General features: G+C 39.5%; 29 protein-coding genes. 1 reads left to right on the top strand and 28 read right to left on the bottom strand.

What is annotated here, in order from left to right; translation table 11 throughout:
• Positions 1-23 precede the first annotated feature (23 nt).
• The 5 genes from D3P96_RS03025 to D3P96_RS03005 all read right to left on the bottom strand — a co-directional run bounded on the left by D3P96_RS03025 (position 24) and on the right by D3P96_RS03005 (position 3,039).
• On the bottom strand, positions 24-713 hold the full coding sequence (locus D3P96_RS03025) for a YjjG family noncanonical pyrimidine nucleotidase (protein WP_124942923.1): 690 nt from the start codon (positions 711-713) through the stop codon (positions 24-26).
• 74 nt (positions 714-787) lie between these two features.
• Positions 788-1,558, bottom strand: coding sequence for a nicotinamide riboside transporter PnuC (gene pnuC, locus D3P96_RS03020; protein WP_124942922.1), 771 nt, complete (start codon positions 1,556-1,558; stop codon positions 788-790).
• 163 nt (positions 1,559-1,721) lie between these two features.
• Positions 1,722-2,366 (bottom strand): NAD(P)H-binding protein, encoded by a 645-nt coding sequence (locus tag D3P96_RS03015; RefSeq protein WP_185696072.1) that lies wholly within the window; start codon positions 2,364-2,366, stop codon positions 1,722-1,724.
• A gap of 31 nt (positions 2,367-2,397) precedes the next feature.
• Positions 2,398-2,832, bottom strand: coding sequence for a DUF1801 domain-containing protein (locus D3P96_RS03010; RefSeq protein ID WP_124942920.1), 435 nt, complete (start codon positions 2,830-2,832; stop codon positions 2,398-2,400).
• A gap of 12 nt (positions 2,833-2,844) precedes the next feature.
• Positions 2,845-3,039, bottom strand: coding sequence for a hypothetical protein (locus D3P96_RS03005; protein WP_124942919.1), 195 nt, complete (start codon positions 3,037-3,039; stop codon positions 2,845-2,847).
• 223 nt (positions 3,040-3,262) lie between these two features.
• On the opposite strand from D3P96_RS03005, the gene D3P96_RS03000 reads away from it, so the two are divergent.
• A complete protein-coding gene (locus tag D3P96_RS03000) occupies positions 3,263-3,619 on the top strand; it encodes a ribonuclease G (protein WP_124942918.1) in 357 nt (118 codons plus the stop codon).
• 365 nt (positions 3,620-3,984) lie between these two features.
• Here the strand turns inward: D3P96_RS03000 and D3P96_RS02995 are convergent, their stop codons facing one another.
• The 23 genes from D3P96_RS02995 to D3P96_RS02895 all read right to left on the bottom strand — a co-directional run bounded on the left by D3P96_RS02995 (position 3,985) and on the right by D3P96_RS02895 (position 22,207).
• Positions 3,985-4,797, bottom strand: a complete 813-nt coding sequence (locus D3P96_RS02995) for a glycoside hydrolase family protein (protein ID WP_124942917.1) — start codon at positions 4,795-4,797, stop codon at positions 3,985-3,987.
• Positions 4,784-5,254: a hypothetical protein gene (locus D3P96_RS02990; RefSeq protein ID WP_124942916.1), complete on the bottom strand. Its 471-nt coding sequence runs from the start codon at positions 5,252-5,254 to the stop codon at positions 4,784-4,786. Before D3P96_RS02990 ends, D3P96_RS02995 begins: the two co-directional genes overlap by 14 nt.
• Before the next feature lie 50 nt (positions 5,255-5,304).
• Entirely contained in the window at positions 5,305-5,460 is a 156-nt protein-coding gene (locus D3P96_RS08335; protein ID WP_185696070.1) for a hypothetical protein, read from the bottom strand.
• A complete protein-coding gene (locus D3P96_RS02985) occupies positions 5,453-5,836 on the bottom strand; it encodes a hypothetical protein (RefSeq protein ID WP_124942915.1) in 384 nt (127 codons plus the stop codon). Before D3P96_RS02985 ends, D3P96_RS08335 begins: the two co-directional genes overlap by 8 nt.
• A gap of 12 nt (positions 5,837-5,848) precedes the next feature.
• Positions 5,849-7,207, bottom strand: a complete 1,359-nt coding sequence (locus D3P96_RS02980; protein ID WP_124942914.1) for a BppU family phage baseplate upper protein — start codon at positions 7,205-7,207, stop codon at positions 5,849-5,851.
• Positions 7,208-7,216: 9 nt separating this feature from the next.
• The gene (locus D3P96_RS02975) at positions 7,217-7,624 is read right to left on the bottom strand and encodes a hypothetical protein (RefSeq protein WP_124942913.1); all 408 of its coding nucleotides are present in this window, start codon (positions 7,622-7,624) and stop codon (positions 7,217-7,219) included.
• Positions 7,625-7,636: 12 nt separating this feature from the next.
• Positions 7,637-8,008 carry a hypothetical protein gene (locus D3P96_RS02970; protein ID WP_124942912.1) on the bottom strand — a complete coding sequence of 124 codons (372 nt, stop codon included), beginning with the start codon at positions 8,006-8,008 and terminating at the stop codon, positions 7,637-7,639.
• Positions 8,005-9,111 carry a phage tail protein gene (locus D3P96_RS02965; RefSeq protein WP_124942911.1) on the bottom strand — a complete coding sequence of 369 codons (1,107 nt, stop codon included), beginning with the start codon at positions 9,109-9,111 and terminating at the stop codon, positions 8,005-8,007. The genes D3P96_RS02970 and D3P96_RS02965 overlap by 4 nt, the downstream gene beginning before the upstream one ends.
• Positions 9,111-9,953: a phage tail domain-containing protein gene (locus D3P96_RS02960; protein ID WP_124942910.1), complete on the bottom strand. Its 843-nt coding sequence runs from the start codon at positions 9,951-9,953 to the stop codon at positions 9,111-9,113. The genes D3P96_RS02965 and D3P96_RS02960 overlap by 1 nt, the downstream gene beginning before the upstream one ends.
• The gene (locus D3P96_RS02955) at positions 9,943-12,672 is read right to left on the bottom strand and encodes a hypothetical protein (RefSeq protein WP_244919052.1); all 2,730 of its coding nucleotides are present in this window, start codon (positions 12,670-12,672) and stop codon (positions 9,943-9,945) included. The genes D3P96_RS02960 and D3P96_RS02955 overlap by 11 nt, the downstream gene beginning before the upstream one ends.
• Before the next feature lie 80 nt (positions 12,673-12,752).
• Entirely contained in the window at positions 12,753-13,805 is a 1,053-nt protein-coding gene (locus D3P96_RS08440) for a tape measure protein (protein WP_244919051.1), read from the bottom strand.
• A gap of 29 nt (positions 13,806-13,834) precedes the next feature.
• On the bottom strand, positions 13,835-14,458 hold the full coding sequence (locus tag D3P96_RS02950) for a Gp15 family bacteriophage protein (protein ID WP_124942909.1): 624 nt from the start codon (positions 14,456-14,458) through the stop codon (positions 13,835-13,837).
• Positions 14,458-14,841, bottom strand: a complete 384-nt coding sequence (locus tag D3P96_RS02945) for a hypothetical protein (RefSeq protein ID WP_124942908.1) — start codon at positions 14,839-14,841, stop codon at positions 14,458-14,460. Before D3P96_RS02945 ends, D3P96_RS02950 begins: the two co-directional genes overlap by 1 nt.
• A gap of 195 nt (positions 14,842-15,036) precedes the next feature.
• A complete protein-coding gene (locus D3P96_RS02940; RefSeq protein WP_244919050.1) occupies positions 15,037-15,570 on the bottom strand; it encodes a phage tail tube protein in 534 nt (177 codons plus the stop codon).
• A complete protein-coding gene (locus D3P96_RS02935) occupies positions 15,563-15,961 on the bottom strand; it encodes a phage tail terminator protein (RefSeq protein ID WP_124942907.1) in 399 nt (132 codons plus the stop codon). The genes D3P96_RS02940 and D3P96_RS02935 overlap by 8 nt, the downstream gene beginning before the upstream one ends.
• Positions 15,962-15,964: 3 nt before the next feature.
• Complete coding sequence (locus D3P96_RS02930; protein WP_124942906.1) at positions 15,965-16,330, bottom strand: minor capsid protein; 366 nt, start codon at positions 16,328-16,330, stop codon at positions 15,965-15,967.
• The gene (locus D3P96_RS02925; protein ID WP_244919049.1) at positions 16,330-16,692 is read right to left on the bottom strand and encodes a putative minor capsid protein; all 363 of its coding nucleotides are present in this window, start codon (positions 16,690-16,692) and stop codon (positions 16,330-16,332) included. The genes D3P96_RS02930 and D3P96_RS02925 overlap by 1 nt, the downstream gene beginning before the upstream one ends.
• Positions 16,693-16,694: 2 nt before the next feature.
• Positions 16,695-17,108 (bottom strand): hypothetical protein, encoded by a 414-nt coding sequence (locus D3P96_RS02920; RefSeq protein WP_124942905.1) that lies wholly within the window; start codon positions 17,106-17,108, stop codon positions 16,695-16,697.
• A 15-nt stretch (positions 17,109-17,123) separates the two neighbouring features.
• Positions 17,124-18,083 (bottom strand): N4-gp56 family major capsid protein, encoded by a 960-nt coding sequence (locus D3P96_RS02915; RefSeq protein ID WP_124942904.1) that lies wholly within the window; start codon positions 18,081-18,083, stop codon positions 17,124-17,126.
• Positions 18,083-18,730 (bottom strand): phage scaffolding protein, encoded by a 648-nt coding sequence (locus tag D3P96_RS02910; protein ID WP_124942903.1) that lies wholly within the window; start codon positions 18,728-18,730, stop codon positions 18,083-18,085. The genes D3P96_RS02915 and D3P96_RS02910 overlap by 1 nt, the downstream gene beginning before the upstream one ends.
• 149 nt (positions 18,731-18,879) lie before the next feature.
• Entirely contained in the window at positions 18,880-19,101 is a 222-nt protein-coding gene (locus D3P96_RS02905; RefSeq protein WP_124942902.1) for a hypothetical protein, read from the bottom strand.
• 11 nt (positions 19,102-19,112) lie between these two features.
• Entirely contained in the window at positions 19,113-20,624 is a 1,512-nt protein-coding gene (locus tag D3P96_RS02900) for a phage minor capsid protein (RefSeq protein ID WP_124942901.1), read from the bottom strand.
• 2 nt (positions 20,625-20,626) lie between these two features.
• Entirely contained in the window at positions 20,627-22,207 is a 1,581-nt protein-coding gene (locus D3P96_RS02895; RefSeq protein WP_244919048.1) for a phage portal protein, read from the bottom strand.
• Between the last annotated feature and the right edge of the window lie 9 nt (positions 22,208-22,216).

The following is a 22,216-nucleotide window of genomic DNA, read 5'->3' as shown; positions in this document are numbered from 1 at the left end:
GCAGACTTTAGGTGTTTTTTGTGTTATAGTTTCTGTTTCAATTCTGAATATGATTGCGCAACTGCAGTCGGCATTGGGGGTTCCGTTGTGTTTCTTTGATTGAAATTCACCCAAATTGTATCAATACCAAAATTGACACCACCTTGAATATCAGAAGCTAAACCATCACCTATCATGACCGTATTGTCTTTAGTCATATCAGGATTTTCCGCAAAAATTTCCTGATAAAAAGCAGGATCAGGTTTTGCAACGCCCATTTCATCGGAAATGTAGACATGTTCAAAATATTGATCAAGTCCAGTATGTGCCAAACGTAGATGTTGTGTTTGAGCTTCGCCATTCGTACCAGCAATTAAATGATAGCCAGCCTGCTGTAAATCAGCTAAAAACGGTTCTGCACCATCAATGACACGATAGTTATGATTTAGTTCCTCACGATATTGACGTTCTAATTCACTACCATCACCCGCTATCCCCAATGTGTTTAGTAACTTATCAAATCGGGTTTGATGAATGGTTTGTTTTGAAATCTCCCCTTTTTCAAACGACGACCACAATCCACGATTAATTTTGGTATATTCACTTAATGCTTTTTCTTGAAGCGGCGCATTAAACCCTTGTTGTGCGAATACATTTTTTAAACCCGCAACTTCACCACCCTTGAAATCTAAAAGGGTATCATCTAAATCGAAAATCAAATATTGATATGCCATCCTTCTTCCTCACTTTTATTCATTACTTTGCATGATAACACAAAAGGCAGACCATTTCAGGCCTGCCTCTTTGATTAATTTTGTTGTGTGTCTTTCGACTTATTAAACATGCGCCATGGGCTGAAGAAGAGACCCAAGACATCGTTTCCAAGGTACAATAGGTAAGTTGCGAATAGCACCCAGTTAGCGTCACCTTGTTGCGCTGTAATGAACCAAAGTAATACTGAAGTAATCCCTTGGATTGACCACATCACATATTGCGATGAATATTTACCAAGCATTAATGCCGCTCCAGTGAAACCAATCGCTGCAGAAAAGGCATCAATAAATGGTCGTGGTGAAATAAAGACTTGTGTATCGATCCAGAAGAGGAAGGCATACATGACAATAAAAGTACCGAATAGGATTAACCACCCTGTGCGATCCATTTTACGAATTTTGCGAGCATTCCAAGCGCTTCCAAAAAGGATTACCGGAATATCAAGGGCTAAGACATAACCAACTTGCATAAAGATGTCGGCATTATTATGTGCATGCCAAGCAACATATGAAATTAAAATCGCTGAAACGAAACCTAAGACCCCATTCAAACGCTTATTGTTGGTAATGGCTAACGTACATGTAAATCCGATTGCCCCACCAAGAACTGAAATTAAGGTCATCGTTGAGAACCCATGCATAAACCCGGTTCCAATAATCACTGATAATCCAATTAGTAGCCAGATATAAGATTTCTTTGACCACCCTGAAAATCCTTCACGGTAATATTGCCAAGTAAAAATATCATGTACATTCTGTTTAATATTAGGCCAACTCAACCAGTGTGCTTGTTTTGATTCTGTCATTCCTACATCCCTCTTTTTCTCATCTCTGTTAAAACACTATTGGCTAGTTTACGCTCATTAAAACGTTTTTGCATGATGCTTTCTTAAGAATATCACGGGGGTTTTCTCACAAAAAAAGCAGGACCACCAGTCTCATGCGTTCAGGTGATGCTGCTTTTAATTTTTAATAAAAAGTTGGCTTTGAAAACTTTTCTGAACCAGGTTCATAAATCCCAATTGACTCATTTTGGTAAGCTTGTGCACCTTCAGCAAGTTGCTTTGTGATAAATGCTGCAACCGCCTCACGTGTGACTTGTACCCCAGGCAATGGTTCACCTGGTTGTGAGATAACATAAGTCAATTCAGTTGCATCGTCGTATAGCCAAGTCATCCGAATGTATGTCACATCTAAATCACTCGCCATTAGCGCTTGGTATCCCGCCTTCAATTCTGGTAGTTCCCCACCAATCATTGATTCATTCCAAGCACCAAATGCTCCTGGCACTTCGTCATCGACACCCAATACACCAGTAACGATTAAGCGTGAAATGCCAGCATCGTGCATCGCTTGGATAACCGCTTGCGCTAATTCAGGATGTGGCGCAACTGCTAAGACAACGATATCTTGTCCTTTGAGTGCCTCAGCAACAAGTTTTACATCATCTAAATCAGTTGAAACAAATGTTTCACGATCGTCGTCATGAATCTTAAGCCGTTGTTCAGCTGAACGGGCTACCAAAGTGACGTTCATATCAGTTTGATTAATTAAGTTGGCACGCACAAGTTGACCAATTCGCCCAGCGGCACCCAAAATTGCAATATTTGTCATCATTTTCCTCCAATTATCTCAATCAATGCGATTAAACTACGACAGCCTTCTTGATCAAGTCAGTTACAGCTTGGGCAACCTGATCATTCCAGTTTTTAATGGCAAAATCAACAGGCCACATTGTCCCAGCATCCAAGTGTGCCGCATCATTGAACCCAAGAATACCGTACCGGGCTTCAAATTTTTCTGCATTCTTAAAATACAAGACCACCTTATTATCAGCATTTGCATAGGCAGGCATCCCGTACCAAGTTTTTGCTTTAAGGTCCGGCGCTAATTCATGAACCAATTGATGAATGTGCATGGCAATTTCCGCACTATTATCGCTCATTTCAGCAATTGTTTCTAATACGTCCGCTTCGGGATTCTTTTTACTGCGTTTATTTTCTTGTTCACGGCGTAACTCTTGTGCGCGCTCTCGCATGGCTTCCTTTTCAAAATCTGAAAATCCAGCTTTTTCACTCATACGTTCCACCACCTAATTTAAAATTCCGGTTGCTTGTAAAGTTAGCTTTACAGCAATGATAATTCCCAGTGTTAAGAGTAAGTAGACAATCACTAAGTATCGATCATGATCACGAATACCTCGATAAATCCCCAATGCACAGAGTATTAAAAAAATCATATTTGCGCCAGTTACGACCATATAAATGGTTTGAATACTCAAGTGCATGGATCCTACTCCCTTCCCAATCGGTTATACCGGTTTCTCTTATTGTACAACGGAATACCTATTCATGCAAAAGCACTAGCATCCCATACATCACTATGCTAATGTAAATAAATCTATTTCATTAACTTTTATTAAAAAACAATGGTGTTTCACATTTCGATATAGTAGTATATACATTATATGTTAGTTTTTAATCAATTTTATTTTAGGAGTAACGATACTTATGGAAAATAATTCAGTAAACGAAGTCCCTGCAGAAGTCAAAGGCTGGAACTGGGGAGCCTTTATTTTTAACATGTTCTGGGGACTTGGAAACAAGTCATATCTCCCACTACTTGTACTTATCCCAGTACCAATTTTCGGTTTCATCTGGGCCATCTTCTGTGGCGCATTAGGGAACGGTTGGGCTTGGAAGAAGAGTGGTTTCCAAAACACACCAGAAGATATTGCAACATTTAAGCAAATCCAATCAACTTGGAATCGTGCTGGACTATGGATGTTCATCATCCTTGTGGCATCACTTGTCGTAACGTTGATTTTCGTTGGTATCATCGCTTCAATGGCAGCTACTCAATCATAATCAAGAAAACGTCTATCTGATTGGATGGGCGTTTTTTTATAGCCAAAACACAAAAAAACAACGCTTATTCCATCAATAAACGTTGTTTTATCAGTTTTAAGCCTTGTCAGACCAGTGTTCTTGTTCAAAGCGCTTACGGGGTGCTTCTTGAATGGCATCACGCAATGGATTTTTTTGTAAAAATACACAAACCCACTAACACCAATCCTTTACGGACGCGTTAGAGCAAAACGAGAGTAAATAAAAAAGCCCCAGTCAGTAACTCGTTTAAGAGACACCGACTGAGGCTTTTTTATATTGGTCTAAATAATTTTGGCAAGTTATGATAACCAACAACTTGATTATATCACAAGCTACTTATTCATTTACATTTTCAACAACGTATCCGCATTAAACCAAATCATGCCATAGCTTCCCACTGTAATCCCCACTCCGTTGGTTGGGATATCATATTGATCAATTGTGCCATGATTATACGTGTCGTTAACTCGAATAAAATCACCAGGACTGACCGTATTTTGGTCGCCGAACTTCTCTCCCTTAGCATTTGTCTTATCACAAATCGCTAACGGAATACCATTATCTGTCCAGCTGAAATTACGACTACCAGCTAGTTCATAATTAACCGCTTGCCACATGCCATTAACATGTTTGATTTCATCTGCCACAATCGCTCGTCGTAGTTCAAAGACATTCCCGGCCTGAATAAACTCTTTCTGAGCTGGCGTGTACTTAGGCATTACTGCTGGCTTATTAAATAGGTCTGTCTCAACTTGACGCCGTCGTCGCAAGCCCGCTTCATATGGCGAACCCGGGTTAACAAAGTTCTTCATTGAGTCAGTCACATACTGCCAATTGTCGTTACGCAATGCTTGTGCAATAGTCGGATACTGACTAATCCAGCCTGGTCCCAAGTTATACGTGAACGACACAAGTGCATCAAACTGATTTTGGTTCAAGTTTGCCCCAATGCCATTAATTGCGTTCTCAAAACGAACGACATCCTTACGCAACTGCGCTGTCGCTTGTTCCTTTGTCCACACCGTTCCTGGGCCTACGCCGGGCACGTTAAATGATCCATAGCCAATCGTCCAGCCACCATCACCTAAATCATACGCAGCGCTACGAAATCCCTCAAATTCTTTAATTAGATTTAATCCGTTATCACTTGTCCTCATGTGTGTCTCCTAACTTATCAAGTTTTAAATTGTGTTGTTCAATCTTGCTGTCATACTCCTCTTGAATCCATCGTTCAATACGCGGACTGATGGTACGTCCTGACAATTTCCAATTAGCCAAAATACTGTGTAGTAGCCAATCACCAATGTACATTCCTGCTCCAACACTGATAAAGTCAAACATGAGTGGATTGTAGCGGAATTGCGGGTGTGTTGGGTCAGGCGGTAAATAGTAAAACAAGATATTCGCCAACCAAAACGTAGCGGGAATGAGCGCCAGAGAAATATTCTTCAAAAAGCCATTAAAGAACCCGTTCGAATTACGTCGCAACCCATTGGCCTTACGCCAACTGGAACCCAAGAGTGCATCAATAAAGACGCCGACGGCCAACACAAATGAGATGGTCATGCCATTGGCATAGCTCATTAGCCATTCAAATGCGCTGTATACATCCATAAATATTCCTTTCTAAGTCTAAATTAAAAGAGCTACCCTTTTGGCAGCTCTTAGGTTGTTTCTTGTTCTTTTGGCCAAGCTTGTCCTGTAATCTTTTCATAATCCAATGGTGTCAAACCAAATGTTGGTAAATACGTCACAATATCTTGAATATCGCTAGCTTTCATTAAACCTAGCTTGTACAGATTGTTATATAAATCAAACATGCTGTGCTTCCTCCTTTGCCTCTGTGAGTTGCTTGACTTGTGTTTGCAATTCCGTGACCGAACGTGTCGTCAACATGAGCTGGGTAGTCGCGCTAACCACGGACTTGGATAGACTTACCAATTGCCCTGTTACCATTGCTTTGAATTGCTCATCATCATCCGGCAGACGTGTCATCTTCTCTGCTAAGTAGTCCTGCCATTGCGACTCATTCAGTGATCGCCACATCTGGATGTTCTCATCAAACACAAATATATATCCTTGACCAATTTCTCCGGGCAAATCGACATCTGTATTACCCCAATCAGGGTTATCTGATGGCAAGTCACTTTCGCCGATGTAGAACCCTAATTCTTTATCATATTGTTTAAATGGCATCTTATCCTCCTACTAGTCTAATGCAAAGGTACCGGCAATTCCAATATAGCCACCCTTGATAACCGGCGCATCTTTCCCAGCAAACATATACTTTTGCATCACGATACGGTTACCGGTCGTAAAGTATCCAAAGACAGTATTTCCTGACCCAATTTGGACTTGTTGTTGTCCAGTCGCAAATTTAAATGGCAAGTTATCAAACAGTGTATATTCACCACCGTTTGTATTCTCAATCGTTTCTTTCGGACTGATATCACCCTTAATTTCAACAGACTGACCTTTAAACCGATACTGTGGAACAATTAGCCCCACGACAAATTTATCGCCTAAGTAAGGCACTAACGTGCGCCAAGGACACCACTTTGCCGTTGTATACCAATTACCGAATACCGGTTGTGTTGACATGGCTTGGACCGTTCGCTGTTTAATCTCACCATCAACCAAGTTCATATTCGTAATGGTTTGAAAGGCCGTATCTCGAGTCACCTTTCGAGTTTCGACCATAAAGTAATTACTCTCCATCGGATTATTCAAAGTGCCGTTATTTGAATAATAATCAACGGTAGTTGTTGCTTCCGGTAAACTACGTAGCTTATTAATATCATTAACGTCCTGTTTCGGGTCATTTACTGTATAAATTTTATTGGTAATACCCGTTACAAAACCATTAATAGGAACTAAAAAATCATTTTTACCAGTGAACTGATTATCCCCGTCCAACAAAGCGACTGCCTTATCTGCAACATTCTTAGTCCAAGTGGCCACCGATTGTTCTAGTCCCGCAACATTATTGTTTGCTATTTTAACACTTGCAATGAGTTCAGAAAATTTTGCATTTAACTTTTCAATTTCATCAGCCGTTGCGCTCTCTAATTCTTTGATTAGTGCATTAAATTCGTCACTAAATTGCTTCGTTTCATTAGTCGTAATGTGAGCATGATTGTTATAAACTTCAAACCCAACAGGAACAGTTGAGATAACTGTGTCACCATTTACCTCATAAATTTCAAACTCCGCATTTTCGTAAGCCCCGGGGTTGATGTAAATTTCACGCGGAATTGTGATTTCAACACGCCCTTTTTCTGCATCGATCATTCTTGTTGCTAGTGAGACTCGTTTGAATACGCCATTGGCATCATGCCCTTGTAATCGAACGTCCATACCATTCAAGTCCATTGGCTTAAGTGGCACTTTAGGATTATTGCTTAATGCTCTATCTTTGATGGCCAAGTATACTTTACGCCCTGCGTCTCCGTAATCTCCACTCATTTCGTCAAACCACATGGTATCGGTTGATCTCAGTGTAGTATCGACAATTATAAATTTCCCCTCTTTAATTTGGGGAATACTTGCTTCTGCTTTTGTCGTCATATCCTCTCCTTATTTAATTGAATAGAACTGTGAAATGACAAATATGCAATCTGATAATTTGTCATCAATTCTTTGCATAAACGTTTGTAAATCAATAAAAAAGCCATTAATACTTATCTTTAGAACGGCTTTACCGTATAAAAAAGTAAGCGGCTCTCCAGTATCGATATAAACTAAGTGCGCTTGGTTATTGATTGCATCGATAGTTTGATTTAAATATTTCACGATTCCATCTAAGTTTGAAACTACTCTTAAATAAAAATCACGATTATACATACCATTTATTTTTTCTAAGTGAATACCATGATAACTAGCAATAACATCATTATCGACCAAAGTATCATTGATTTTGTTAATTTGTTTGACCTGATTGGCTAGTTGTTTATTTACTTGGTCTATCGTTAATCTTTGATTCACGTTAAACCTCCATTAAATTTTTCCCGTATGCAGTGTCCCATCATTAGAAACTGTTACTTTGAATTTATTACCATTTGGGGCAGTTAAATTAAGCATGTTATCAACATCTTTCTTAGTATAATACGCATCTAAATCAACCATGGGTTCTTCATCAATTAGCAACATATTTTTACTATCGATGCTGATCTCATGTGTATGACCCATTTCGTCTGAAAATACAAGCGCTGGTAATGTCAAATCACTAAAATCAGCGGGATCTAAATTGAAACCATGCGCTGTGATAATTGTACGTATAGCACCATTATCACTGGCTATAACGTATCCTACGCCTTCCTCTGGTTTGATATAACCTGAAGAAGGGTTTCTACTAGGCAGTTTACTCAAATTGAATGTACCCCCTCATAAATGGAATTTTGAATATTGTTAATTCTATCGTCGATATTTTTACCGATGGCATTGTTTTTCTTATTAGATGCTTTTTGTCTAATTTGTTCTTTCGTTGCGCTGTATAACGTATTCCCGAATGTAACTGAGTCATCAATTTGTGGGTCTTGTGGGTGTGTAACAGTCCCGATAATACGCACATCGATATCTACACCGAATCTATCTTTAAGCCAGCCACTATTACCAACATTTATGTCGTTGTGAACAACCGCATGATCACTAAATGATAGTTGGCTAATCGTATATTGAATTAACGGATAATCTTGTAGTTGCGTTTTCAGGTAGTCAAGCAATGCTTCATTATTTGTGAAACGTTCATCACTAATGGTAGCAGCAGTTTTAATTCCCCATAATTTGGCGTTGGGACTTGTATACTCTGCCATTGCTAAATATTCTGTCGGTTTCTTATCATCCTTTTGCTCTTTGGCTTTTCCAAGGCCCTTGATATGTGTTCGAATACCAGAATAGTCTTCAGTGTAACTAATATCATTAACATTGAGATTATTGATAAATACAAAACTATCAGATTCCCCAATTTTCTTTTTAACGTGTAATACATAGTTATCAAACCACCACTCAAACCTAAAATCGTTTGCTAATGTATTTATCAACAACGCGTCAGCATAATCACCACCGAAACCATCACTGAATGAATAGTTGGGGAACTTATCGTGTATGACGTATGTGATTGGCGTTCCACTTGTAATGAACTTCAGACACGCGTCTAAACTCTGAGTATCGTTTAGGCGTTGATCTAAATACGTATTGTGCAAATCAGCTGCGCACGCTATCCCAGTAACGGTATATTTTACATTTAAACCTGCTAACTCGCGTCCCACGTTTTGCACTCTAAACATCTGTCCTGTTTCAGGAATAGTGACCATTGTTCCGGGAATCATCATGCTCCCTGCAATTCCTAAATCATCATCAATAAAGTTAAATGCAACGGTATCAAGTTGTCCCATGTTTTGATTAACTGTTAATTCTGAAACGGCTGCTGTTGTTTCATCATTATTAAGGTTTTTAAGATAAATCACGCCCATTAGAAATAGAACCTCGTTTCAAATGAAATGTGGAAATCACTTGCACCAATTAGCTCAATGCTATTTTGGCCAACCTTGAAATCTAAATAGGAGCGGCTTGAATTACCGTTTCCCAACTTCTGTTTACCATCAACAATTGGAATCAACCCGTTTAATTCAAGTGTATTGCTTTTAGTAAGTGGTTTGAAATACTGGAATTTTTGATTAGTCGTGTGATTAATAAGGGTTAACCCGTTGGGGGCGTTCCCTTTAAATTTAATAACGACTGGGTTCTCGTCTGCCAATAATGGAATGCGTCCAATATTTTCAAAGTTAAAGTGACTAATATTACTAAATTGATATTGGGGAAGTGCTTTGCTATCAATATCCATCTGAAAACCTAGGTGCAACAATTCATCACTTAGTAACTTAGATGACGTAACAGACGTTTCTGCAAATCCAGTTGGACAATCTAAGCTAATTGAAATGTTTTTGGCTTTCCAGTAATTACCTAACCGCGGGTAGCTAAACGGTTGAGCAATCACTCGCCAACGCAGATACGGCATGCGGACACTATAAATATAAAACTCTGTCTGAGAGTCAAATATTTTTAGTACTTTCAAGCGTTGCAATTCATAATCGTAATTGTTTTCTGCATAGACATCGAAAGTTAACGGTAGAACGACTTGTTGCATAACTGTATTTGTACGTTTGGCACCATAATGACCCATTTGTGTATAGGTATGTTGGTAAGCCGGTGATGGTGGGTCGAATGATATAACTCTAATTCCTTCATGGCCTAGATCGTATTTTGTGCCGTCTAAGCGTTCAACGACTAAGGTTGGCTCAAAACTAGATGCCATAATTTAAGTTACCTCCTAACCCCATAGCATTTGCTTGAACTGTCATTTTCTGATCGTGTAATGCTTCGATAATTGGCGAAACAGCATGACCAATTTGACGTCCATCAAGATTAACTTCAACCACTAAATCACCATTTTTAACTTTTTGATAACTACTACTTTGTAGTGTGTTACTTCCTGCACCTAATGGTTGGTTGACATTGTGTCCTGATTGTAGTGATTTCTTAGCAATTTCAGCCTGCATAATCATCTTGGCCATTAAGCTATTTGGTTGCTTCTTGGCTGTTGCTTGCGCAGCTTCCAGCAATAACTTATCCGCAGTTGGTCTTTTTGGATTAATGGCAACTTCTGGTTCTCCCGGAACCTCACCAAAAATACTTGCTTGATTAGCCCAGCCACCGTTAGCATAACCATGTCCATTACCTAAGAATGAAAGGTCAGAACCGTAACGCCCCTTTGCGTAGTGCAAACCTGATAACAAACTATCATAACCATTGAATATATCATGATGACCGGGGAATGCATTAGATAAGAACGTTGCCCGCTTCGTTTGCATAAGCCCCATAGCAGGTCCTGAACCGTCTCCATCTGGATCGGCACCACCTTGTGTCACTTTGGGATTACCACCCGATTCAGTTGCAATTTGACGAAGCACCTTTTCAATCATGCTGTTACTAGTGCTTAACCCATTAGCTTCAAGGGCTTTTTTAACCAGCCCACGCCAACGTTGTACACCAGCACCACTTGGATTACCGTGATTACCACCGGCATCCCCCATATCGTCTTCGTGCTTACTGTTCAATTTCTTAAATAGTGACGTGATTGGTTTGATGATTGACTTAACAAACTGGTTTCCTACTGGTGGAACGAATTCTTTAACGAATTCAGGGGTATGTGATGTTGCTCCTTTAATTGCGTTGTTCATGATTCCACCGACTGCTTTAAGTGGGTGCTTGATGAAATTCTTCAAACTATCCCACTTATCTTTAACCCAATCTGTCACCCCTTCAAACCAGTTCGTTGTTCCTTTAGCAAAGTGTGGTATTGATCCACCGAATAGTGTTTTAGTATCTTCGTGTGGGATAACTGTTTCGCCACCACTAAATGCAACTAAACGATTGCGCCCTTCTAGGACGTGGGGTGCACCTTGATTATCGATAATCATCTCTTCGCCAGCACCGTCATTGACCATTGCTAGCCCCTGTGGTGCTCCCTTTGTTCCCTTAGCGAATTTAGGTATATCTTTTATAGCATGTTTACTTCCGCCAAAAGTATGAATGACAGAATTAATGCTACCAATACCTTTATTGATAAAGCCAATTACTGCATTCATACCGTCACTTGCAGTCTTTTTAATGCCATTCCAGACATCACCAAAGAAATCCTTGAGTCCGTTCCACAAGCTTTTCCAACCCTTAGAAACGTTGGAACCAAAGTTATCCATTTTATCGGAAATCCAGTTCCATGCCTTTTGACCCATACTCTTAATGTTATTCCAGATATCACCAAAGAAGTCAGCAATTGCATTCCAAGTGTTGCGCCAAATCTTACGAATCGATTTACCAAAACCACTAATATGATCACTAATCCAATCCCAAGCGCGAGAGGCAATCTTTTTAATGTTATTCCACACCTCTTCGAAGAAATCAACGATTGGGTCCCAGATATTATGCCAAGTTTTTGGGAGCCATTTTCCAAAACTAGATAGATTCTTCTTAAACCAGTTAATCAGACCATTAACTCCGTCACGAAACTTTTTATTGTGCTTGTATAGTAATGCAAAAGCACCACTAAACGGATTCACAATTAAAAGTAAAATTTCCTTCCAGTCTTTCTTGAAGAAGTTAACGATCCCCTTGAATGCTTTTTTAACGGTCTTAATCCCCTTGTCAATTGTTTTTCCTGCAGATTTAAAGAATGAACTAATTGCTTTGCCAATGCCGTTTACAAAATTACGAAATTTCTTATTATGCTTATAGAGTTCGTAGAATGCAACACCTAGTGCGACTATGACTGAAATAATCAACAAAATAGGGTTAGCTTTTGCAAAGTTAAAAGCTGCCTTCATTCCTGCACCAGCAACCTCTGCCGCTTTCTTTAATCCGCTTAGGGCAGCAATCGCAGCTTTAGTAGAAATCTTAGCTGTCCATTTCAATGCTTTACCAATTCCTTTTGCTGTTCCCTTAATTGCCTTACCGAGAATACCTAGTTCACGCTTTGCATCGGAACCATCAACTTTTGGTTTAATAAATGATCCACCAATTTTTTTCATGCCACTGGTAATTTTTAAAGAATCATTGATGTTTCTAATCCCATCAGCAAAACTTGCTAGCTTTTTTACTGCAAAAGCAGCTGCTAAAACTCCACCGAGTGTTTTAAGTGCATCTTTATGTTTAGCAATATCTTTGAGAATACTATTGATATTTTTTAATGGATCGTGGCTTTTTTTAGCATTTCCACCAAGCTTTCCAAACATGTCAGCCATAAACGAAATAGTCGCTTTAGCTGAATCCCAAGCACCACCGATTAATGCACCCGCGATATCTTTAATCGAACCAAATATTCCCACTATATCTTTTTGATGTTTAGCAATATACTCAATGAAATATGCCAATGTAGTCGTCATGCTACCAATCGCCGCACTTATTCCTTTGGAATAGGTTTCCATGGACTTGTCCGAAGTAATTTCTTTAATAGCTCCTAAAGTTGATTTACTCATGTTGAAGGAACTCTTCATGACATCACCGCTTAATTTGCTAAGCCGCGAACTTAGGTACATACCCATACCTTGCGCCGAATTTAAAGCTTCTTCCTGACTGTCCTTATACTTTTACCTAAATAATCTAAAGCATCTGTAAACTGTTTTGCTGATAGTTGTCCCTTTGATGACATTTCCTGTAGTTGCTTCATGCTTTTACCGGATGCTTTTTCAAGAGCCTCACCGAACATTGGGAAACGATTGATCATGACATTCATGTCTTCTTGACTGGCTTTACCACCAGCAACAATCTTTGAGAATTGTTCTCCAGACTCACGTAGTGCATCATTGGAGACGTGTAGCGTTGAACCTAGATTAACAAAATCTTGAGCCCACTTCTTTGCATTTGGCGCATTTGAATTAATGTGATAAAAAGATTGGGCCATCTTATCAATTGAGTCTGCCGAATAAATAGAATGCTGGGATAGGTTATTGATAAAAGAGATCATTTCTTTACCATCTCGCGGTGCTTCAGTTGTTAGGACTTTCCAATTAGTTTTCATCGTATCTTGCACTTTGTCGTATTCAAGACCAGCTTTAGCTGCTTCATGCAGCCCATTTGTAATTGCAAAGATACCTGATGTCACTGCGCTACCAACAAAACTCCCAATCATGATGTCTTTCAAGCGTCTGAAGCGATGACCTGTTTCAGTTGCTTCTTTTTGTAGGCCTGTGGTTTCACGCTTCAATCCCCGTAAGCCCTCTGATGCATGGTCACTTAGTTCTGCTTTAGAAACAATTTTAGCTGGAACTTTACGCAACTCTTTTTCATAGTTGATGACCTCGCCTTTTTGAGTCTTTGCTAATAGTTCCGTTTGTTTTTTCTTAGGCAATTCCTTTAACAGCGCATCAAAGTTTTTAATACCATGCTTATCAGCGTCAGTCACTAATTTAACACGCGTTGCTTTACCGAACTTACGGTCCAACTCTTCCCGTGTTTTTTCAGCTTCTCGCCGCACTAACTGATTTGACTCTTTAGCTTGGGCTTCAATTTTATCCCCAGCATTCTTTACTGAATCAATTGCTTTAGGAAGTTCAGTATTTAAATTATCTTCTAGCTCAAGCGCAATTTCGACTTTTCCATCAACTGCCATACGTCTTCCCCCTTTCCTCTAGAATGTTTCTATTTGATTCCGAAAATCCCCGCAAATGGATCTGCAGTTGTTTCTTCATCTAGCTTCTCACGAACTGAATCGAGCATGTAATACGATTGAAGTTCTTTCATGTTTTGCAGACGCTGAACATTGTCTTCGCCCTGATAATCACTCAAATCATCGTTGCGAATACTGCGAATTCGATTAATGGGTGTCTCAGCACCTAAATTATCAAATAAAGCAATGAACGTATCCCAATGCATGTGTCCGCGTTCTTCATTCAAATCAATCCCATAATATTGCCTAAATGAGGCATAGATAGCAGCGCTATCTTGTTCAAAATCAAAATCAGGTGGCATATCGACACTCTTTAAAACATTACCCGCTAAATCTATTGCTCCACCAGATGTACCATAGGGTTTTTCTGACAAGTAGTCTAGGACTGTATTAATCAGTAGTAGCTTCAATTGATTATCATCATTGACTGTCCCTTGCGGTGATAATAGCTGATAAAGGGCATCAACTTGTGATGCAATATCTGAGTCATCTAACAGACCATACAAGGTAATAACTGAATCGAACGTAAGATTTAATGGATACTCTTTGCCGTGATAACTAACCTCAGTAAGTGACGGTTCCGTTAGCGAAAGCATTAGTAATTACCTAATTCAAATGAACTAGCATCACCGGCCTTAACTAGTGTTTCAGTAATGTTGTCATAATTAGCAACGCGTCCACGAGTTTGCTTCTTAATATATTCAGCATCCTTTTCATCAAACAACTTATCAATTAGATAAGTCCCCAATTCAATAATCCCATCTTGCGCTTCATGTAGCTTTTGTTTAGCTTCATCAACCGTGTTTTCAGACAATAGCTTGTCAATATTTAAGTCATCATGCATAGCATAATAATCAATTGCCTTATCTGCCAGCTCACGGTCAGTTTCAGCTGTATACTTTGCTTTCATTGCCTTAGGACCAATCTTGACCTCAAGTGTGTTGATGATTTGTGTATCCAAGTTAATTTGTTTTGCCATGTTTTTTTCTCCTTTATGTACCTGCCGCCCCATAGGTATTGTGTATTTATGGCGACTTGAATGCCTTATTTAATTACGATTGTTGACTCTTTGATTCACTAATACTTTCACTCACGGATGCACTAGTGCTTGTGGATTGAGAAGTGCCATTTGATTCAGAACCACCTTGACCATGATCAGGAGCATCTGGTGGCGTTACTTGCCCTGATCCGTTTTCGGGTCCACTAAACCATCTGGCAGTGGCTTCGTTGTACCATCAGGTAGAATAGCTTCCTTAGCATCTTTCTTAACTAGCCATGGTGCACCATTGGCTGCAAGTGTGAAACTAAATGTTTGCTTAACATTGGCAGCGCCACCATAAGGCACAATGGCTGTTAATGTAGCAACAAAGTAAACTGTGTTGCCTTCTGCATCAACCCACTTGCCCAATGTCTTCAAGGCATCACCAATCGCAATGAATTTAGGCACGACATAGTCTTGGGCTGCGTCGCCTTCCAGTCGATGTCCAGCAATCGCAAATTGAATGGCCTTACCTGTTACATCATGAGACGAGAATCCCATACCATCGTAATATGGTGTTGTATCGGCTGTTTCTGAGGCTGATGGTGTTTGTGTTGTAATACCTGCAGCTAACAATGCAAACTTAGCCTTTGACAGGTCTTCTAAGGAAGTATTACCCGCCGTATCAATAAAGATACGATTCTTCCAATTTTGTTCAAATTCAGTCATAAACACGCTCCTTTTTGGTTGTAATGGTTACTGAGAAGTCCAATAAAAAAACACCCTCATCATTAATCATTAAACCTGTAGCATAGGGCTGTGGCTCTATGTCTAATCGATTAAATGAATAACTTTCGTCAGTGTCTAATTGGCTTAAATTATTTAACATGTCACTTACTTGCGTAAGCATATTGGTCGCTTTTGTATAATCATTGCTGCGATAAGCAATTTCAATAGGAATCAATTTTTCCTGGTTTCCGGCCATATCCTCTTCAACGATTTTTGAACCCGGTAACGTGTAGATACCGAATTTATAATCCGCATTGATGTTGGATTTGGTTAGTGGTTCAGATAAATCTAGTTGATTCACCTTTTTAGCTAGTTGGTTGAGTAAATCCATATATTAGCCTTTCATCAGCGTCTTTTTAAATGCATTAGTAACTTCTAACATATCTTGCCTATTTCCAGTCATGCGTAAATCCCAACGCTTACTTGTTCCAGGCGTTGTGTAATTCTGGATAGGATACTTACCACCCACAAGTCCTAAAAAGATAGAGTGAGCATAGGCGGTAGTCCATGTCACTGACTGACCGTCGCTGGCAACATGACCAGTATCCCTTAAGTGATCTTGATTACTATTTTCACCAGAATAAGGCACATACTTATTCATATTGAGCATGGCCTGATTTGCTGATGCATATCTTGCCTTAGCAATATTAGGCTTGCTAAATCGACTTGTAAGTCCATCAACATTCACAGTTACTGGCATTAAAACACCTCGATTTCATAACTCCAGATGTCATTACTAAATGGCTCTCTATTATCAATAATACGTTGTATTTTGTAGAGACTTCCCTCAATTTCAACCATTGAACCAATATCAGCATTGGTCAGTGTCGGCATTGGCGTAGTCACATTAGCATATAAAAATAACACTCCGTTAGCTGTAATTGTGCGGTCGTTACCTGTTCCTAAATAGATGGTCCCTGGTTGAAAAACAACATGGTTCAGGTCCGTCTTTGTTTCCTCAGTGATGCGCTCACCATCTTCAGTTGATGAACTCGCATGCTTAATCAACGTGGCTGTTTGGTTGGCCATTGACTTTGGAATTGTTGGAATTTTCATAGCCATAGTTAAATCCCCCGATACAGTAACCCGTATGGTGCAATCTGTCGCACAGCTTCTTCAGGAACAACGTATCCCTGTGAAGAGTTGACAAGGCCTTTTACCGGATTTGTCGCATCTACATGCGTACGACCAATCGTGATATTAGGTGTATTAGCATTGGAAAGGGCAATTGTGCTTGTTATACCAGTTTCATCCATGAATTCAATTGTGAGTCCAACAGATATTTGAAAAGCTTCACCACGATAACGCCGAACATCTTGATTTGATTGTAGGTCTTCTTGCAGATTATGCTTACGTTTGTAAAAATCCATGGTCAGCCCATCTAATTGACGAGTTGCTTTTGGTAAAAGTTCGTTAAATGTTTCTTGTGATTGAGAAAAGCCCAAACCCTTAAATGTTTTGAAGTCAAGATAATCCATTACGAATCACCTCACTTACTTTGTAGACGTCTCTGTTGTTGTGCTTGTTGATGTCTTCCCCGCCTTGTTAGACTTACGAACTGAAGCGTCTTCAATGAGAGTTACGTTTTGCTCAATGATGGTTCCGTCAGTGAAGTCAAAAGGCTTAATGACAAGTAGCTTTGTATCGTCATAAATTGCAACACCATAGTGTTCATCAGCATTGAATTTAGTTGACTTATTATCCATGTCACGACCAGTTTCGGCATTAATTCCCCGTTTCATGTACGTCTTCATGGCACCAGGCTTAGCAACAACTGCCGAACCTTCAGGAATCTTTCGAGATCGCATAAACTGCCAACCTAGCACTTCACCAAATACACCAGAAATAATAATGCTATCTCCCAAATCACTACCGCGAGTCCAATCAATAGTGGCAGCCTTTCGGACTTTGTTCACGTCCTTTGGGTTCATGAAAATAACACCTCGAGCTGTGTCATCTACTTCAAAATTACGAGGATTAGCGTCATCCGCAAACGCTGCTTCGATTTGGTCAATAAAATCAAGCTTTGTAAAATCGGCAGAAGCTAATTGCAAACGAGCCTTTGTCGCCGTTGCTACAATGTCATTGTCAATTTTTGACGCAATTGACATCGTAATTTGTTTTTGTGCTTCACCCACAGGATCGCCATATCCAGACAAAACCGCTTCATCGGTCAGCTTAACACCAATTCCGGCTTTCTTAACAGTGAAGGTATCAGTTGATGTCTTCAATTGAGCATAATCAATTGAAGCGCCCTCGGCAACATCTTTAGCATCACCGATATATTCATAACGTGGGACAGTCACTGTGCTACCTGGTCGGCTCTCTAGTGTCGTATCAATTGGCGCAATGGCGCTGAATCGAATCGCTTTCGGCAATTCAGCGCTAATCATGTCGGTTAAAACCTGTGGGTCAATCATTTGTTCTAATTGTGTTAATTCATTTCCTGCCATTAATTAATTCCTCCTTGTAGCTCGTTTCGAGCTGCTTCATATTGTTCTGGATTTGATTGTTTCAATTCCAGTTGTTCCTTATAAGGCATTTTTGACAAATCAATGGTCGTATTAGATCCACGACCTGGATTACCTTGTTGAATAATTTTGACGCTAGGGTTTTTATTATTTTCATCATCACCCGTGTTAAACAAAAATCCAGTTGAGGTATCAGCTTGCAACTTCTCCAATTGCTCAGACAATCCATTCAATGTACCATTTTCATCAATGTTAATTGCATCAACATCTAACAAAGCTTCCACAGCTTTATTATTCTTAGCACCAGCATCACTTAAAGCCTTATCGATTGAAAAAGCCTTTTGCTGAGATTTCAGTTGCTCTTGGGCTTGCTTTTCACTGTCCTTGAGCTGTTGTTGCAACTCTTCAACCTGTTGTTGGGCTTCAGAACCCTTTTCAGCGTTCTTTTTTGCTGCCTCCAAATTCTTAGTCACTTCATCTACTTGTGATTTATAGCTATCACGTTCAGCAGTCAGTGTTGAATTATGCTCTTTAAGCTCATTCACATCTTTACCATGCTCTGCCATCACTCCTTTCACTTGTTCGTCATTCAACCCTAAGGCTTGTAGTGCTTCCGTTGTAAATGCCATGCATATCCTCCTAGCAGTTGATGAACGGGGCTGCTCCCGTATGGAATTTGTGCATAATAAAAGAGCAGTTTAAGGACTTACTCAGGTCCATAAATGAATGGTTATTCTTTTAATGTACAAATTAAAAACGCCTTGCAAATGCTTGGCGCTTAATCAATTAATTCAATTGTCTTGATATCTGATTCTGGAAAAGTAACGATTCTACCATTATCTAATTCCAATTCGATCGTATCCACTTCGGGGTCATTGTCAAAGGCATCTGTCTGTCCATCAAAGTACCCTTCAAAAATCCGACCATCAATATCAAGGATTTTTAATCTTTGTTTCCTATCATCTGAATTAAAAATATCATAAAAGTTGACTTGTCTCATTTTAAGGCTCCTTAGTCATCGTATCTTGGTACTACATGTGTACGTTTCTTAGAATAATGAATTGTTATACCATTTGCCTTGCGTTCAGTGCCGTCTCTCATGACGTCTACCCCATGCACATCGCCGACATCTTTAATCACTTCAACATTCATGTAATTGCCCGATTTACTTGTCCGTACCTCACCAGTACCTGCGTATCTATAAATCAATTCATCCACATCAGTACCATCTTTAAAATAGCTCTTACCAGGCATGCGTGTTTTTTCCATATGCGGTCCTTGCTTTTCACTATTGATTCTAACACTATATTCGCCTGAATGGATCTTTTGTTGCACATAATTGCGGTCAGCTGATGAGTTTTTCAAATTCTTTCTATTAGGTCGCATGCCTGAATAGATTTGTTCGCGATCGCGATTACGTTTTAACCAATCGTTTTCTTTGAGAAATTCACGCATTTTAGCTTGCTGGGCATTACGCTGCATTCGGTACTTGTCATATCCTTCATTGTCACCTAGTGCTTCGGCAGCATTCATACGCTTTTTACTTGCTCGAATAGCTCGTTCAATTGACCGTTGTTTAGCTTGAACCTTACCATTTTCAATCGCTTCTTTTGGATCAAATTGTTGATAATGATTAGTCATCGTATCTGGGTCAAACGGTGTCAAAGTATGGTGACAATTGATACCTTGAGTACCTGACGCTTTCCCATATCCATGATTATAGATGCTGTCATATCGTCTGTCATATTTTTCACTACCAGGCGGTACAATATTGACCGGTTTACCTTGAATATAAGCACATGCTTCACGAGCAGCAGGATGCGAACTCATGAGAGCTACCCCCATACCGAACTCTTGCATACGGTTGGTTCTTAATTCATTGAATACTCGATGTGCTGAATTACTGACTACCGTATTTGCATATGTCTCTAAGCTCCAGCTATGCCCACCTTTATCGATTAATTGAGTTGGTAATCCTTTGTCCACCCACTTATAAATTGTTTCTTTTAGAGCTTGCTGTGGCGTTTTATTACCTAACTGAACTGCTAGTGTCGTTTGCTTCACGATATTTTGATAAGTCTTTAAAGCAGTATTGTTGCGAATATTAGTCGTTAATAATGTCTGATTGACTGAATTATCTAAATCAAGAAAGGTTTTATCAATGACTGCATTAATAATTTGTCCACTCTCACTACTAATTGGGGCTGGCTTATGCAACATATCCTGCAATTGCTCATCAATTTCATCTTTGATTTGCCAACCGTTATCTCTGATTAATCGGTCTATTTGTTGCTTAATAGCTGGATTGACCTTTTGCACATCACTAATAACTTCCTTGCTTAAAGCTCCTATATTGTTTAGTTGTCGCAGTTGCCATTCAACAATCGTTTTCTCATCATATTGCTCAATATCGACATGTTTCAGCGTTTCAATGATGCGTTTAAAAATTTGTGCTTCCAATTGAGCATAAACATTAACTGTCTTGTCTGCCTGCACTTGCATGCCTTCTGCGGTAATGACCATGACTATTCATCACCTCCACCATCACCAAACATTCCTTTTTGCTCTTTAGGCAATGGGTCATTATTAGCTACATCATCTTGAGCTTCTTGAATCCAGCGCTTGGCATCTTCTTCAGACAGCCCATAATTGCGTTGCAGAAATTCAACCTTAGGCATCATACCTTGTTGAACAATCAGCATATCTTGCTTGGCTTGAGCGTCCTTGTCGACAAATACGCCATCTTCAAAGTGAAGATTTATATCAATCGGATTTTTTTGAATATCGTAATTAAGAAGCGTTTTCCCCTCAAATAGAGGTAAGTTAGCTAATTCTAAAATACTACGAATCAAACCGTATAGTTGTTTCTCGCATTGTGTGATGATACTTGAACGAGTTCGATAAGTCGCGCTGTTGTCTGAAACAACCTCTGTCGCTGTCTTATCATTGATTGCCCCATCAGTCGTCAATGTGCCTTGTGAAAGCCCTACATTATTCTCTAAAGCATGCAAATGATACTGTAGCGTTGCCGTGTACTGAACATTACGAATCGTTGTATCAACTTGGGTGATGTTAGCACCTTCTTTATCCTTAAATTGCATAAAGACGTCTTCATCTTCATCGAACTTTGGGAATCCATCATCAAATAAGTTACCTTCTTGTTTAGCGGTAGGACGAATCATTGATGATGGAACAAATACACGCCGCTTTGCCAATTGAACTTCCCGTACGAATTGATCATAAGCAATATTCGCTGCGTCAATAATTGACTTAGCATTCTCACTGATACCAACACCGAGGGGACTTTCAACTGCAAAATTGTTTTTACCAGGCATTTTAAAATAAGCAAATGTTGGTCGTGAAAGACCTGATAATACAACTTTTTCAGGTAGACTTTTATCCCAATTGCTTAGCGGTACATTTTGACCAATTTCATTGGCTGTCTCTGAACGATAAACCTCGTTCTCAATTGTTTCTGTTCGAGCTACTTCATCATAATAATGAAACTCTAACAATGAGTACCAAACAGTTGTGTCACGTTCTGAAACAGTCCGCTTATTAACAATCGCCGCTGAAGTAATCTCATTCGTATTTGAGTCTAGCGGGACAAATTGATCTGCACCAATCCATGCCAACTTAATGGCTCCATTTTCAATATAGGGTCGAACTGCAAATCCACCAGTCGCAATCCCTAGTTCGAGATTCTCTTCATAATTTTGATTGAAGTTATTATCAGCCAAAACCTTCTTAATAAATTGGTCCAACTCATCATTTTCTTGCGTATTTGCAGTTTCTTTCTCATCAACATGCGGTTGAATCGAAATAGTCATACCCTCGTTAAACACCAACGATGCTAATTGCCGTGACATTTGCTTAGTCAAAGCTAATGTATGTGGCTTACGTTCTTTCTTTTGATTATACGTATTGTAGTAAGAGACCTTTTTCATATCATTGCGATAGTAACGCAAATCTTCTTGAATGCGTAAAATTTCGCTTGTTGGCAAATTAATATCTGGATGATCGGTAATTGTTTTTAAGTAATTTCCCATTCCCGCTTTAACCTTCCCTTTCTTAAAGAATGATTTTAGGGAGTCAATAAGTGTCATACGTTACGC

Origin of the sequence: Weissella viridescens, assembly GCF_003862435.1 — a bacterium.
GTDB classification, from domain to species: domain Bacteria; phylum Bacillota; class Bacilli; order Lactobacillales; family Lactobacillaceae; genus Weissella; species Weissella viridescens_A.
The sequence above is the reverse complement of the archived record's forward strand: the minus strand, read 5'-3'. Positions and strand labels throughout refer to the sequence as shown.